Raw genomic sequence first — 13,543 nt, 5'->3', positions numbered from 1 at the left:
GGTCGTCGATCGCGGCAGCGCGGCCGCCGACGAACACGCCGAAGCCGTCCTTGTTGGCCGGGCACGGGTCGGCCTCGCTGCAGCGCTGGATCTCGATGACGCCCTGGTCGACGTCGATCCCCTCGATGCCGAGGCCGTCGAGCTCGACCATCACGCCGCCGGGCGCCGGCGTGACGCGGGCGCGCACCGTCTTGAGGTCGAGGCTGTCGCCCATGCGGCCGGCGACGTGGGCGTCGGCGATCTGCAGGCCGCCGGAGCTGGCGGAGAAGGTGCTCGGCAGGAACTCGCGGAACAGTCGGCCGTCGAGGCGGCCGCGCGCGGCGGCGGAGAAGCTGCCGCCGCACTCGCCCCCGAGCACGTAGAAAGTGCGGTGGCCGTTGAGGTCGCCGAACTGGACGGTCTGGCCGCGCACCGACAGCTCGCCGGAGGCGAGGAGGGCGTCCTGGGCCCACTGCAGCGACAGCTTCGGCACGGCGAAGGTGGTGCCCGCGGCCTTGGCGGTGACGGGCTGGCGCGGGTCGGGGACGCTGAAGCTGCCGGTGATGATCGGGTCGGAGACGTGGCCGTCGAGCTCGACGTCGAGGCCGATCTTGCCGGCGATGCCGGACACCGCGGTGCCGGCGACGAAGGGGTGCAGGCCCGCGAGGTCGAGCTCGCCGGCGACGCGCGCGCTGGCGCCGGTGGCCGGGGCGTGCGCGCGGCGGTCGGCGGCTCGCTGCAGTCGCGCGTGGTGTCCTTGGCCTTGGCCTCGGGCGAGGCCGACAGCTCGACGTCGCCGGACACGGTGAGGGTCTTGCCGCTGGCGCTGCCGCCCGAGCGCAGCTCCCAGCCGTCGCGCAGGCTGAGGCGCGTGCCCTGCAAGGTCGCGACCAGGCGGTTGGCGGTGCACAGCGAGTCGGACTCGCGGCAGGGGTCGCCGGGCAGGTTGCTGCCGGCGCCGACGCCCGAGCTCGGCGGGCGGCCGGCGGCCCACAGACGATCGAGCTCGACGAGGATCTTGAGGTCGCGGTCGCCCTGGCCGTCGCGCCACAGGCAGGAGGTGATCATCGGCTGTCCCGGAGGACAGGTGCGCGCGCTGACGGTGAGGCCCTCGGCCTGGCCGTGCAGACCCTCGCCCGGCTCGATGCCGGCGGCGCCGAGCAGGTTGCGCAGCGGGAGGTTGGCGAAGTGGACCGCGAGGTCGGCGGCGTACGAGGGGCTCTTGCTGCCGCGCGGCTTCTCGCCGATGGCGATGACGGCGTCGACGTCCCACTCGTAGGGGGCGCGGCGCCGGCGGCCGCCGTCGTCGCCGAAGCGGCCCTTGACGACGATCTCGCGCCGCGCGGCCAGGCCGTCGCCGGCGGGGCGGTCGATGCTGTCGAGCTGCAGCTCGCCGGAGCCGAGCGGGATGCCGACGGCGTTGATGGCGGTCAGCTCGACGGTGCCGTGGACGCTCGGGCGCGCCAGAGTGCCGGTGATCTTGAGGTCGGTGCCGCGATCGATCTGGGCGCCGGCGGGCAGGTCGGTGAGGCCGGCGATCGCGGCGAAGGTGCTGATCGGCAGGCGACGGCCGGTGATCTGCAGGTCGAGCTGCGGGTCGCTGTCGAAGCTGACCGAGCCCTTGCCGCTGACGTCGCCAACCGGGACGGTGAGGTCGGGCGCGGCCGAGGGGCTGGGGCGGCGGTGCTGGCGGGCGACGAACTCGTCGATGCTGATGCCGTCGCGGGTGAGGCTGAAGCGGGCCTCGGTGTCGCGCAGCTGGCCGTGGGCGACCTTGAGCTCGGGCACCGAGACCGCGCCGCGGGCCTGGAACTTCGACAGCGGGACCGGGCGCTTGGCGTCGTCGCCGATGTCGAGGCGGATGTCGGCCTTGCCGCCGATGTTGTCGCCGCCGACGCGGTCGAGCTCGACGCCGGTGAGGTCGATGCTGGCGCGCAGCGTGGGATCGCTGCTGACGCCCTTGCCGTCGAACAGGCCGACGTCGACGTCGAGCGCCCCGGCGCCGCCGAGCACCGTGGCCCGCTGGCTCTTCAGGCTGAGCACGCCGTCGTGCAGGCCGAGCGAGACGTCGCGGATGTTCTGCACCGCGAACTGACCCTGGCCGACGTCCGACAGCTGCAGCGAGCCGTTGCGGCCGCTGGGGCGCCCGATCGGGCCGTAGACGGTGAGGCCGGCCTGCAGGCGCTCGACGAACGGGCTCTGGCCGATGCTGGCGAAGAAGGCCTTGCCGTCGCTGATCTTGAGCTTGATGTCGGTGGGCTTGAGGGTGGAGAACTTGGCGTCGAGGCCGCCGTCGACGCTGAGGGTGGCGCCGTCGACGGTGACGAGCAGGTCGGCGAGGTCGAGGCCGTCGTCGCGGTCGAGGACGACGCCGCCGTCGAGGCGGATCCGTCGCGGCAGGCCGTCGTTGCCGCGCCGTCGCTCGATCTTGAGGCCGCCGATCTCGAGCACGATGCGATCGAGCGGCGACTTCTCCTCGACCGGCGCGGCACCTTCGGCGGCGTTCGCCAGGGCGTCGGCGACCGGCTCGGCGGCCTCGCCCCGGGTCTTCGGCCGGGTCTTGCCGGTCTTCTTCGGCGGCGGGGACTCGGGCGCGAGCGCGTAGGTGACGTCGGCGGGGGTGGCAGCGGGGCCAGTTCCCTCCTCGCTGGTGGTCGGCGCGGGGGCGCCGAGGTCGAGGGCGAACTCGCGGACGTCGAGCTTGCCGGAGGCGGTGCCGGCGAGCATGGCCCGGGTGCCGCCGGCGGCCACGAGCTCGCCGGGGTCGATGTCCCGCAGCTCGGTCTGCGCGGCCAGCAGCATGCGCCGCTCGGGGCCGACGCCGAGGACGAGGTGGTTCCGGGCCTCGTGCTCGCGCAGGCTGAGGCTGCCCCCGAGGACATGTCCTTCGAAGCGGGCGATGTCGAGGATCCACCGCTCCTCGCCGGCCGGGATGTACTGCGTCCAGGTGTCGGGGACGGGGTCGCGGGCGAGGGTGGCGTCGATGGCGGCGTCCTTGATCGCCCAGTCGACGTTCGGGTCGGTGAAGAAATTGAGGCCGACGCCGGAGGCGGCGAGGCCGATCCGGATGTCGTCGAAGGGGCCGCGGAAGGCCAGCTGCGCGGGGGCGCCGAAGGCGTCGATCATCGGATCGGCGAGGCCGTGGACGCGGGTGATCAGGCGACCGATCGGGCCGGCGTCGGTGAACAGGGCGGTGACGTCGACGCTGCGCTTGCCGGCGGTGAAGATGTCGCGCAACCACCCGCGCAAGAGGCCGTGCGAGCCGCCGATGTTGCCCTCGGCGCGGATCCGGATGTCGCCCAGCGGGCCGTCGCCGCCGGACGCGAAGTGCTCGAGCTTGAGGTTCTCGATCGGGAGCTCGTAGCCCAGGGCGGTGATGCGGGCGATGCCGGTGGTGGCGAGCGCGTTGAGGTCGAACTGCAGCGGCTTCTTGAGCGGCGGCGGCTTCTTGGGGTGGAGGCCCTCGAACACGAGGAGGGCGCCGACGTCGACGAGCGCGAGCTGGGTCTGCCAGCCGGTCTGGCCGCGGAAGTCGAGGTCGAGCGCGAGCTCGGCGAGGTCGGTGTGGTCGATGCGGATGCTCAGTGCGCGCGTGCTGAGCTCGGGGTAGGGGCCGACGCCGGGCCCGAAGGCCTCGACGAGGTCGACGATCCAGGCCTCGGTGCCGTCGGCGTAGCGGGTCTTGACCTCGGACACGTCGAGCCGCATCGGCGCTTCTGTCCAGATGTCGGTGAAGTGCAGGACCCACGGGACCTCGAGCACCGCCGGCACGAGGAAGCGGTTCCACGGGATGATCTCGTGCAGGATGATCTCGGCGTCGACCGGGCCGTCGCACGCGGCGATCAGGCTGTCCGGCTCGGGCTTGTCCTGCTTCATGTAGCCGCCCCACAGCTTGATGCCGGTGACGGTGGCGTGGTGCGGCTGGCCGGTGATGAGGTCGATGATGAGGTCGGGCCGCCAGTGGACGCTGCCGAGCTCGAGGCGGCCGTTGATCTGCTTGTCGATGACGACGGTCAGGATCCGGCCGAGCGTGGCGTCGTTGACGAAGAAGTAGGCGACGACGTAGACGACGCTGAAGAGGCCGAGGAAGCCGAGGACGAACGAGATCGGCAGCTTGACGAGGAGGAACCGCAGCAGCGGGTTCTGGCGCCGGATCGGCTGCGGCGAGGCGGCAAAGCGCAGGACCTGCGGGTGCAGGGCGCCGATCTCGTCGGGGTTGGCGAGCGCGTGGAAGACCAGGGCCTCGCGCAGCTGACCGAAGCCGTGGTGCAGCCGCGGATCGACGTCGGCGCCGGGGACGTCGCCGTCGACCCGCCCGAGGACGTAATCGCGGACCCGCGGCTCGACGTCGTCGTCGACGGCCTCGAGCGCCTTGACGACGATCGGCGGCAGCTCGGCGCGGAACGGCCGCGGCCGGGCGAGGGGGATCCGGTAGGCGAGGCGCAGGGAGCGCTCGACGGCCTCTTCCCGCACGCGTCGCCGCAGTTGCTTGCGCAGGTAACGGCGCGCCCCGCGCAGGTCGGCGGGGGCGATCCGCCCGACCAGGCGCTGGCGCTGCAGGTCCTGGTAGGCGTCGAGGAGGAGGGCGAGGTTCGGCCCGCCGGGGAAGAGGTGGCGGAAGCGACGGCTGTTGCACAGCCGTTCGAGGCGCACCCGGCCGTCAGCGAGGAGATCGGCCTCCCGCTGCCATGCACTGCCCGTTCCGCCGCCGCTGGCCACGTTTCAGGGCTCTAGCCTATCATTTGCGGCCCCACCAGGGCCGGACGACGGCGCAGAAGTTGAACCCCCGGACGACGCGGGCGGACGGCCCCAGGCGGGATGATGGAGCCGGACGAGCTCGTGTGCCGCAGGAAGCGCGACCTGACACGCGAGCCGGCGCGGGCCGGTGAAGCCGAATCGCGCCTCGAGGGCGGTCGGCTGCGGGAGGGCCGCGAGCCCGAGCTCGACGTCGACGGCGCAGCTGCGACAGACCCCCTCGCCGCGGCAGCTCTGACCGATGGGCAACCGGGCCGCCCGAACCGCGTCGAGCAGGGTGGGCGGCAGCTCGTCGTCGTCGGCGACGATGTCCGCCACCTCGAGGACGATCCGCCGCGCCGCGGTGAGGAACTCGATCGCCACGCCCGATCGAGTGTGGCCGAACCTCGTGGCGCGAGCGCTGCGAATTCTACGGCCGCGAGCGCGCGAGCGAGGTGCGCCGCGTGCTGCGGAGCCGGTGAGGCGTGGCGCAGTTTCACGGTTGCGAGCGCCTGAGCGGGCTGTGCCGCGACGAGCCTTGTGGTCCGGGCTCGCAGACGTGGGCCGAGGGTCTGGCACGGGCCGCGACGCGTCGTTCTCGCGGCGCAAAAAAAGAAGGCCCGTTCTTGCGAACGGGCCCTTCTTGAGTAGCGGGGACGGGATTTGAACCCATGACCTCCGGGTTATGAGCCCGGCGAGCTACCTGGCTGCTCCACCCCGCAGCGAGGGACTGGGTTTTACTGCTCGCCGGGACGCAGGTCAACGATTTTTTAGAGGGCCGCGAACCATTGTTGTCGGGCGGCGGGGCAGAGACGAGGCGGCGCGCCGCCCGGCCGGACGGTAGAGCCGGGCTCCCGGCGCCGGATCAGCGGTTTTGGGGCGAATCGGGCTCGCGGGCGAGGTCGGCCAGGTCGACGCGGACGGGGGAGCGATCTCCTTCGCCGCCCGCGCGGTCCCACAGCGAGGCCAGGACGGCCAGCGGCTGGTTGACGGCGTCGAGGCGCAGCACGCTCTCGCGGGGCGGGGGCCCGGCGGTGAAATTCAGCGGGCAGTGATCGACGCGCGGCGTGGGGTCGGCGACGGCGACCGGCAGGCCGTGCGAGCGGCAGATCATCGGCCGCTCGGCGTAGACGGCGCAGGCGCCGTCGACGAGGAGGGCGCAGTGGTGCTGGTGCGCCGGATCGTCGGCTTGCTCTCGGATCCTGTTGCGAAGGACAGGTGTCCGGACGGACAGGTCGGCCAGGGCGCGGCGGATCGGCTCGGCCTCGGCGGCGTACACGCCGAAACGGTGGTGGCAGCAGCTGTCGCAGCCCGCCCGACAGGCGAAGGCCTCGGGCGTGCGCGCCTGGGCCGCGGCGAAGTGCGCGTCGACGCGGCCGCGGAGCTGGACGAGGATGGCCGCGAGGGCAGGTCGGTCAGGGTCGCTCACGCAGGCGACGGGATACCAGAGGCCGAAGGCTCAGGCGTCGGAATGCGTGCGACGGGCGGCGGAGGGTGCTGCAGCCCGGCCGCCGCGGAGGACGGCGGTGAGGGCGCGCTGGACGGCCACGGCGCGGTCCTCGTCCTCGGCGCCGAAGGTGCAACCGGCGACGTACGGGTGACCGCCGCCGCCGTGCGGCTCGAGCAGCGCGGCCATGCTGTGCTCGCGAGCGTCGCGCGGGAGCCAGGGGTTGTAGCCGGCGGTCAGCTTGATCCGACGGTCGGGCCCGCGGGTGAGCGCGACGACGTAGCGGATCTTGGGGTGGTGATAGTAGGGGATGAACTTGTTGTAAGCGCGGACCGGCTGGTCGAGCAGGCTGTAATGAAGGACGTCGCCGTCGACCACCGCGGTCTCGCCGATCAGGCGGATGTCGTGGCGGTTCTGCTCGAGCCGCGGCCGCAGGAGCCGCTGGACGTAGTCGGCGGCGGCCAGCTCGGCGAGCGAGCGGCCGAGGAGGTCGTGGATGAAGCGCTCGCCGAGCTCGCGGTCGTGGTTGTTCTCGACGAAGGTCATGAGGAGCAGCGCCGGTTCGCTGAGCTCGACCGGCATGCGCGGGTCGGGGAAGGCGGCGCTGTCGATGATCTCGGCCCAGCGGATCAGCTCCCCGTGGGCCGAGAGGTCGCAGGCGAAGCGGTCGCGCAGGATCCGGGCGAGGTAGCCGGCGCAGCTGCTGGCGGTCGGGTCGTGGAACTTCTGGCCGCTGCTGTCGGCGAGGAAATGTTCGCGGTCGCCGGGGAGCTGGAAGGCGCTGGCGTGGTGGTCGAAGTACCAGGCCAGCCGCGGGTCCTGGCTGTAGCGGAAGTCGACGCTGGCCACCTCGTCGGCCTCGAAGTCCTCGGGGTCGTAGGGGTCGCCGGGGCGGTGGTCCTTGGGGATCAGCCGGCACGGCCGGGCCCCGTGCCGCTGGCGGTCGAAGGCGGCGAACAGGGCGGCGGAGGCGGCCCCGTCGAAGCACCAGCCGTGATGGAGGATATGGACCGCCATGCGGACGCTCCTTATACCGGGGGCGTCCGGCGCCGTCTCCAAAGCGGCTATTCGTCGCGCTCGACCTGGCCGGGCTGGCGCGCGTGGAGCGTGAAGATCCCCTCGGGCAGGCGGCGCAGCTCGGCGCCTTCGGGGGCGGGCGGGAGATCCGCCGGGCCGTCGTCGTGGATCAGCAAGGAGGCCTGGATCCGCGACTCGGGGCCGTGGGCCATGGTCCGCCGCGAGCCGGACGGGGCAGGAGCGTCGGCCACGAGCAGGCGGCCGCCGCGGTGGATGACGCCCAGGGTCCGGCCGTCGCAGACGAACAGGTTGAGCCGGGCAGGGTGGCCGAGCAGCTCGTCGAGGCCGGCCAGGGCGCGGCGGATCTGCGGCGGGGCGACGTAGGGCTTGTTGAGGTCGCCGCCCGCGTGGAGGGCGGCGAGGAAGCCGAATACGACCAATTCGCGGTCGCCCGAGTGGCTGAGGGCCCGCTGCAGGAAGTCGGGCAGGCTGGCCTTGAGGCGCTCGCGGACGGCGTCGTCGCGGTCGTCCGCGGTCAGGGCGCCCTCGGCCCGCACGCCGAGCCAGCGCTGGAACCGGGCCAGGCCGAGGCGCGGCACGGGGATGTCGTCCGCGCCGTGCCCCGCAGGCGCGACGGCGTGGGCGGCGAGGGTGGTCTGGCTCGGCGCACGCAAGAAATCGGCGATGAAGTCGGCGCGTAGCTCGCGGACGACGGGACGCGACTGCACGAGGGTCTCGCTGCCCTGCACGCCGCCGACGCTCCACGCCCGCACGAGCGCCGAGTCGACCCGAGCCCCGTCGTCGGCCAAAAAGCCGTGGCCTTCGCAGCAGCGCGACAGCACTCCGGTCAGCCAATTCGCAGTGACGCCACGACCGTCCGGATTGCCGTGCACAAGCGCAAACAGGGCTACGTTATCCACGTTCTGATCATAGCGAGGGGGCGAGGAGGGACCAGTGCGACGGCGACGTGTCCGCGTCACAGCGGGACCACGAGCACATCGCCGGGCGCGGAGTTGAATCGGCGCAGAGGCCGATCGCGGGCGCACGGGCGATCGTGCGGGGGTTTGCAGAGGTCGCCGCGGGAGCTCTCGCAGCGTCGGCTCGGTCGCTGCCGGGGTGACGCACGCCAAGTGCGAGATCGCCTGTGTGGAGCAGGAAAAACACCCTGGAGGGCCGCGAGAATTGCCCGGAGCGGCCACGTACAGGCACGAATTCGCCTGTTGGGGCCGTTGGCGACGATTGCGCCGATCTCGCGTTGAGGTAGGTCTCGGTGTGAAAATGCTTGCCCGGGGGTTGCCGCCGAACGCGGCTTGATCTCAGAATGTGCGCGCATGCGAGTTCCCACGGGCCGCCTCCGGATCGTCAGCACCCAACCCACCGAGGGCGCCGAGGTGCATGAGGGACCGCCGTCGCCGGGCCGTTACATCCGGGAAGCGCGACAGCGCCGCGGGATAAGCGTCGAGCAGCTGGCGCTCGAGACCAAGATCCCCGCCCCAGCCTCGAGGCCCTCGAGGAAGATCAGTTCAGCGCGTTGCCCGGGCCAGTGTTCGTCCGCGGTTTCTTCCGCTGCTGCGCGCGCTCGCTGAGCCTCGATCCGGACACCGTCGCGGGGTTGCTCCACGACCACCTGAACGCCCAGAAGGCCGCCGCGCAGCGGCCGACGCGTCGTCCCCATGCGGCGGCGCAGGCCAGCTACCGGGCGGTCCAGGCCGTCGGCGGGCCGCGCAAGCCGGCTCGCGCCGAGGGTGCGAAGTCGAAGCCGGCCACCGAGTCCGTCAACCGTCCGGCGGCGCTGGCGGCTGCCCCGGCGGCGGCTGCGGAGCCTCTCCCCAACGCGGCGTTGGAGGCGGTCTATCGCGTCGGCGCCCAGTCGCTCGACATGCTGCGCGCGCTCAACCGGATCCCGCAGAGCCGCACTCTGATGTGGATCGCGGTGTGCCTGGTGATCGCCGTGATCGCGGTGACGGCCTTCGCGCTGTCCGGCGGACAGGTGACCCCGCCGCACTCCTGAAGCTCGCGGCTCGCGTCTCTCCTTCGGCGTCGTCGGCCTCCTGGCCTCCCTCCTTATTAAAGGAAAGGGAAGACGATCGCGGTTCGAGGGGGCACGCGAACTCCGGCGTAGGGCGGTGGAATCGATGCAATGGGCCGCGAAGCGCTGTTTGGGCACGGATTGGCGCCTGCTCGCGGTGGGGCGCGTATAGTGGCCCCCGCATGACGCCGGCGCTGAACCAAACGATCTGGCGCGGCTGGTCCACGCGGGCGATCCGCGGCGGGTCGCACGGGCGCTCGCGCGGCTCGATGCAGTGCACATCGCGGGGTACCTGGACAACTTCGAGCCGCACGAGCAGGACCTGGTGTTCCAGGCGTTGCCGGCGGAGCGGCGGCCGCATGTGCTGGCTGCGATGCGCTACGAGGTGGCGGCGGACCTCATCGGCCGGCGGGCGCCGGAAGAGGCGGCGGGGCTGCTCGGCGACCTTCAGGAGGATGACGCGGCCGACATCCTCGGGCGCGTCGACGAGGCCAGGTTGCGCGAGATCCTGGCGCACTACGACGTCGAGGACGCGCACGCGCTCGAGGAGCTGATGGCGTACGGCGAGCGCACCGCGGGCGGCATCATGTCGCCCGACGTCTTCTCGATCCACCACGACGTGACGATCGCGGAGGCCACCCGGATGGTGCAGACGGCGGACGACCTGCCGCAGCACGTCCACTACCTCTATGTCGTCGACGAGCACGACCGCCTGGTCGGGGTGATCGGGCTGCGACAGCTGGTGCGCAGCAAGCCGGACATGCCGATCCACGCGGTCATGACGACCGAGCTGGTGTCGGTGACGGCCGAGACAGATCAGGAGAAGGTCGCCGAGCTGGCGAGTCGCTACGACCTGGTCGGCATCCCGGTGGTCGACGATCAGCGGCGGCTGCTCGGGGTGGTCACCATCGACGACATCCTCGACGTCGTCCGCGAAGAGGCGACGGAGGACATCCTGAAGATGGCGGGCGCCGGACAGATGCTCGTCGAGACCCGCAACTTCAGCGCCAGCTTCCGCGCGCGCATGCCCTGGCTGCTGGCGGCGGCGGCGGGCGGTCTGCTGGTGGCGGCGTCGCTGCAGGGGTTCGAGGGGGCGCTGCAGGCGGTGCCGGCCCTGGCGCTGTTCATGCCGGTGGTCGCGGGGATGGGCGGCAACGTCGGCACGCAGAGCTCGACGATCGTCGTTCGCGGCCTGGCCGTCGGCTACGTCGAGACCAATCGCCTCGGTCGACTGGTGCTCCGCGAGGTGGCGCTCGGCGCGTCGCTCGGCGCGCTCTACGGCGTCGGGATCGCGGTCGCGGCGCCGTTCCTCGGCGCGACCAGCAGCGACCCCGTCCACCTCGGCGCGGTCATCACCCTCGGGATGATGGGCAGCATGATGATCGCCGCGGCGGTGGGCACCAGCGTGCCCCTGCTCATGAACCGGCTGAACATCGATCCGGCGGTGGCGACGGGGCCGTTCGTGACCACGTCCGTCGACATCCTGGGGCTCCTCTTCTACTTCTGGCTGGCGACGGTGCTGCTCGGAATCTCCGGCTGAGCGAAGCGGTAGTCACAGGTCCAACCGCGCGCATGCAGTCGCAGTCCACGCCCGCCGTCATCCTCCGCACGCGCCCGCTCGGCGAGGCGGACCTGATCGCGATCGTGCTGACGCCGGAGCAAGGAAAGCTCGAGACGGCGGCGGCGCGGGCCCGCAACTCGAAGAAGCGGTTCGCCGGCGGGCTGTCCCCGGGGATGCGCGGGGTGGCGGCGGTCGCCCGCGGGCGCGGGCGCTGCTGCGGCTGGAGAGCTTCGACGCGACCGCCGCGCACGCGCCGGTCGGCGCCGACCTGACGCGCTTCGCCTACGTGGCCTATCTGTGCGAGCTGACCGACGAATTGGTGCTCGCGCGGCACCCGGACCCGGAGCTGTTCGCGGCCCTGTGCCTCGCGCTCGAGCAGGTCATCGGCGGGGCGCCGCAGGCGCTGCACCTGCGCCAGTACGAGCTGGCGGTGCTGCGGTGCCTCGGGTTGTCGCCGGCCCTGACGAGCTGCTGCGTGTGCGGCTCGGAGATCGGGGGTGAGGACAGCGCGGCGTTCGACGGGCCGCGCGGCGGGGTGCTGTGCCTGGAGCACGAGCGCGGGGCGCCGCGGCTGCCGGCGGCCGCGCTCGCGGCGATCCAGCACCTCGAGGCCGGCGGCGATCCTGCGGCGCTGGCTTCGGCGCCGGCCGGGCTGCGCCGGGCGGTGCGCGACGCGATCCAGTCGATCGTCCGCTCACACTTGCGGCGTCCGCTGCACGCGCAGGCGTTCTTCGCGGCGCTGCCGCGTGACGCCGGCGCGGAGGGTGTAGGTGCCGCGCGGCTGTGTTAGGGTCCCGCCGATGTCGCGCCCCAAGTCTGCGTTCGCGTGTGCGCTGGCGGTGCTCGCCGCGCTGAGCGCTTGTGAGCGGCGCAATCAAGGTATCTCGGCCGAGGACGCCGGGATCTACTTCCCGGCGGCGCTGACGCTCGACCCGCGGGTCCCCGAAGACGAGACGTCGCGCTGGCTGTTCGTCGCCAACGCCAACAGCAACCTGGCCTACAACGCCGGCTCGCTGGTCGCCGTCGATCTCGACCGCTTCTTCCACGCGTGGATGAACTGCCCGCAGCTGTGCCTGCACAAGATCGACGACGGCACCTGCAGCGCCGCCGCCAAGATTGATCCTTGCGGGATCCGTGAGACCGTCCAGGACATCGGCGCGCCGATCGACGCCGAGACCCTGTGTCGCCACGCGGCCTTCCGCCCGCAGGTGATCGAGTGCGAGGACACGGAGGTCGTCGCCCGCATCGGCGACGAGGACGGCGACGGCGTGGCCGACCGGCCGCTGTCGGTGCGCATGGGCAGCTTCATCACGGCGCTCGCCGGGTGGAGCCGCAACGCCAAGGAGGCGCTGCTGCTGGCGACGGTGAAGGCCGACCCGAGCGTGACGTGGGTCGAGCTGTCGGGCGGCATGAAGCCGTTCGACCCGCAGCGACCGCTGGCGCCGACCGACCTGAAGTTCGAGTGCGGGCAGGGCACCACCGACCTGTTCGACGAGGGCCGCTGCGCCCGCTCGGGGCAGGACGCGCACGCGCTGCGCTACCCGTTCGACGACGGCGACAACCGTCGCATCGGCCCCGAGCCGTCGAACATCCTGGTGTCGAAGCTGCGCAACTGGGCGCTCGTGACGTTCGCGACCACGCCCGAGGTGGTGCTGATCGACCTGGCGTACCCGGTGGGCGGGCAGCTGCCGGCCAACCCGGACGACACCACCGGTGGCGAGCCCGACACGACGTCGAGCACGTCGGACGCGTCGAGCACGACGGACGCGTCGAGCACGACGGACGCGACGAGCACGACGGACGCGACGAGCACGACGGACGCGACGAGCACGACGGACGCGACGAGCACGACGGACGCGACGAGCACGACGACCGGCAGCGCGCCCGAGCCCGAGCCGGTGCCGCCGGGGACCAAGCCGATGATCGTCGACGCGCGGTCGGTGTTCTTGATCGGCGAGTCGCTCGGCGGCGGCGGGTGGGGGATGGCCGAAAGGCCATGTGTGCCCGGCAGCTCGCAGGTGCCGAACGTGACGAAGGTGCCGACCGACGCCGAGGGCGAGCCGGTCGACTGCGGGCGCCCGCTGATCTACAGCAGCTTCCGCACCGGCCTGTTCTTCGCCCGCTTGACCCCGGACGAGGCGCTGCCGACGGCGTCGCAGGTGTGCATCGGCGCGCCGCGGCTCGACGACGAGGGCTTCCCGATCGACCAGGAGGGCGAGCGGATCGACGCGCCCGAGCCGGTGCAGGCGGGCGAGCCGGGGGCGCTGCTGTGCACGCCGCAGATCTTCTCGGCCGGGTTCACGTCGGCGGTCGGCTTCACCGTGCCGCAAGGTTCGGGGCAGATGGGCGACATCGCCTTCTCGCGCGACGGCCGGCGCCTGTTCGCGGTGCAGAGCAGCCCGGGCGCGCTGCTGTTCGTCGACACCAGCGTCGACGAGCGCGGGGAGACGCGCGACGAGTCGGCCGGCCTGGTCGAGCTGTGCACCGGGCCGAGCCGCATGGCGCTGTTCGAGGACGGCGCCAACGAGTACGCGGCGGTGTCGTGCCCGACGCCCGGCGAGGTGTTCATCATCGACCTGTCCGGCTTCCGCGTGGTCGCCAACGTGGCCACCGGCGCCGGTCCGCACCCGATCGTGGTCGACCGGGCGCGCCAGCTGCTCTACGTCGGCAACACCCTCGACGCGACCGTCAGCGTCATCGACATCGCCCGCGACCGCCCGACGCGCTTCGCCGAGATCGCCCGCGTCGGCCTGCAAACGCCCTACAAGCGCTAGCC

The 13,543-nt window shown here is 72.4% G+C and carries 9 protein-coding genes, 1 tRNA gene and 1 pseudogene; 5 read left to right on the top strand and 6 right to left on the bottom strand.

The window, feature by feature from the left end; all coding sequences use genetic code 11:
• Window positions 1–150: 150 nt before the first annotated feature.
• From OV079_RS55980 to OV079_RS17135, 6 genes are all read right to left on the bottom strand, one after another.
• Window positions 151–4,632, bottom strand: a complete 4,482-nt coding sequence (locus OV079_RS55980; protein ID WP_267769851.1) for a translocation/assembly module TamB domain-containing protein — start codon at window positions 4,630–4,632, stop codon at window positions 151–153.
• Between the two features lie 69 nt (window positions 4,633–4,701).
• Window positions 4,702–5,097 carry a 2Fe-2S iron-sulfur cluster binding domain-containing protein gene (locus tag OV079_RS55975; protein WP_267769850.1) on the bottom strand — a complete coding sequence of 132 codons (396 nt, stop codon included), beginning with the start codon at window positions 5,095–5,097 and terminating at the stop codon, window positions 4,702–4,704.
• Between the two features lie 264 nt (window positions 5,098–5,361).
• Window positions 5,362–5,435: transfer RNA gene (locus OV079_RS17150), tRNA-Met, on the bottom strand.
• 143 nt (window positions 5,436–5,578) lie between these two features.
• On the bottom strand, window positions 5,579–6,142 hold the full coding sequence (locus OV079_RS17145; protein ID WP_267769848.1) for a YkgJ family cysteine cluster protein: 564 nt from the start codon (window positions 6,140–6,142) through the stop codon (window positions 5,579–5,581).
• Between the two features lie 30 nt (window positions 6,143–6,172).
• Entirely contained in the window at window positions 6,173–7,177 is a 1,005-nt protein-coding gene (locus OV079_RS17140; RefSeq protein WP_267769847.1) for a DHH family phosphoesterase, read from the bottom strand.
• 47 nt (window positions 7,178–7,224) lie between these two features.
• Window positions 7,225–8,097: a hypothetical protein gene (locus OV079_RS17135; protein ID WP_267769845.1), complete on the bottom strand. Its 873-nt coding sequence runs from the start codon at window positions 8,095–8,097 to the stop codon at window positions 7,225–7,227.
• 587 nt (window positions 8,098–8,684) lie between these two features.
• On the opposite strand from OV079_RS17135, the pseudogene OV079_RS17130 reads away from it, so the two are divergent.
• The 5 genes and pseudogenes from OV079_RS17130 to OV079_RS17110 form a co-directional block, all read left to right on the top strand.
• Window positions 8,685–9,188: pseudogene (locus OV079_RS17130) on the top strand (helix-turn-helix domain-containing protein); the annotation flags it as partial.
• 226 nt (window positions 9,189–9,414) lie between these two features.
• On the top strand, window positions 9,415–10,746 hold the full coding sequence (gene mgtE, locus OV079_RS17125; RefSeq protein ID WP_338089086.1) for a magnesium transporter: 1,332 nt from the start codon (window positions 9,415–9,417) through the stop codon (window positions 10,744–10,746).
• A 32-nt stretch (window positions 10,747–10,778) separates the two neighbouring features.
• Window positions 10,779–11,039, top strand: a complete 261-nt coding sequence (gene recO / locus OV079_RS17120) for a DNA repair protein RecO (RefSeq protein ID WP_267769844.1) — start codon at window positions 10,779–10,781, stop codon at window positions 11,037–11,039.
• A gap of 14 nt (window positions 11,040–11,053) precedes the next feature.
• Window positions 11,054–11,557, top strand: a complete 504-nt coding sequence (gene recO, locus OV079_RS17115) for a DNA repair protein RecO (protein ID WP_267769843.1) — start codon at window positions 11,054–11,056, stop codon at window positions 11,555–11,557.
• Between the two features lie 10 nt (window positions 11,558–11,567).
• Window positions 11,568–13,541: a YncE family protein gene (locus tag OV079_RS17110; RefSeq protein ID WP_267769841.1), complete on the top strand. Its 1,974-nt coding sequence runs from the start codon at window positions 11,568–11,570 to the stop codon at window positions 13,539–13,541.
• Window positions 13,542–13,543: the final 2 nt, after the last annotated feature.

Origin of the sequence: Nannocystis pusilla (assembly GCF_026626665.1) — a bacterium.
GTDB classification, from domain to species: domain Bacteria; phylum Myxococcota_A; class Polyangia; order Nannocystales; family Nannocystaceae; genus Nannocystis; species Nannocystis pusilla.
Note: the sequence above shows the minus strand (reverse complement) of the source record. Positions and strands in the feature narration are given on the sequence as shown.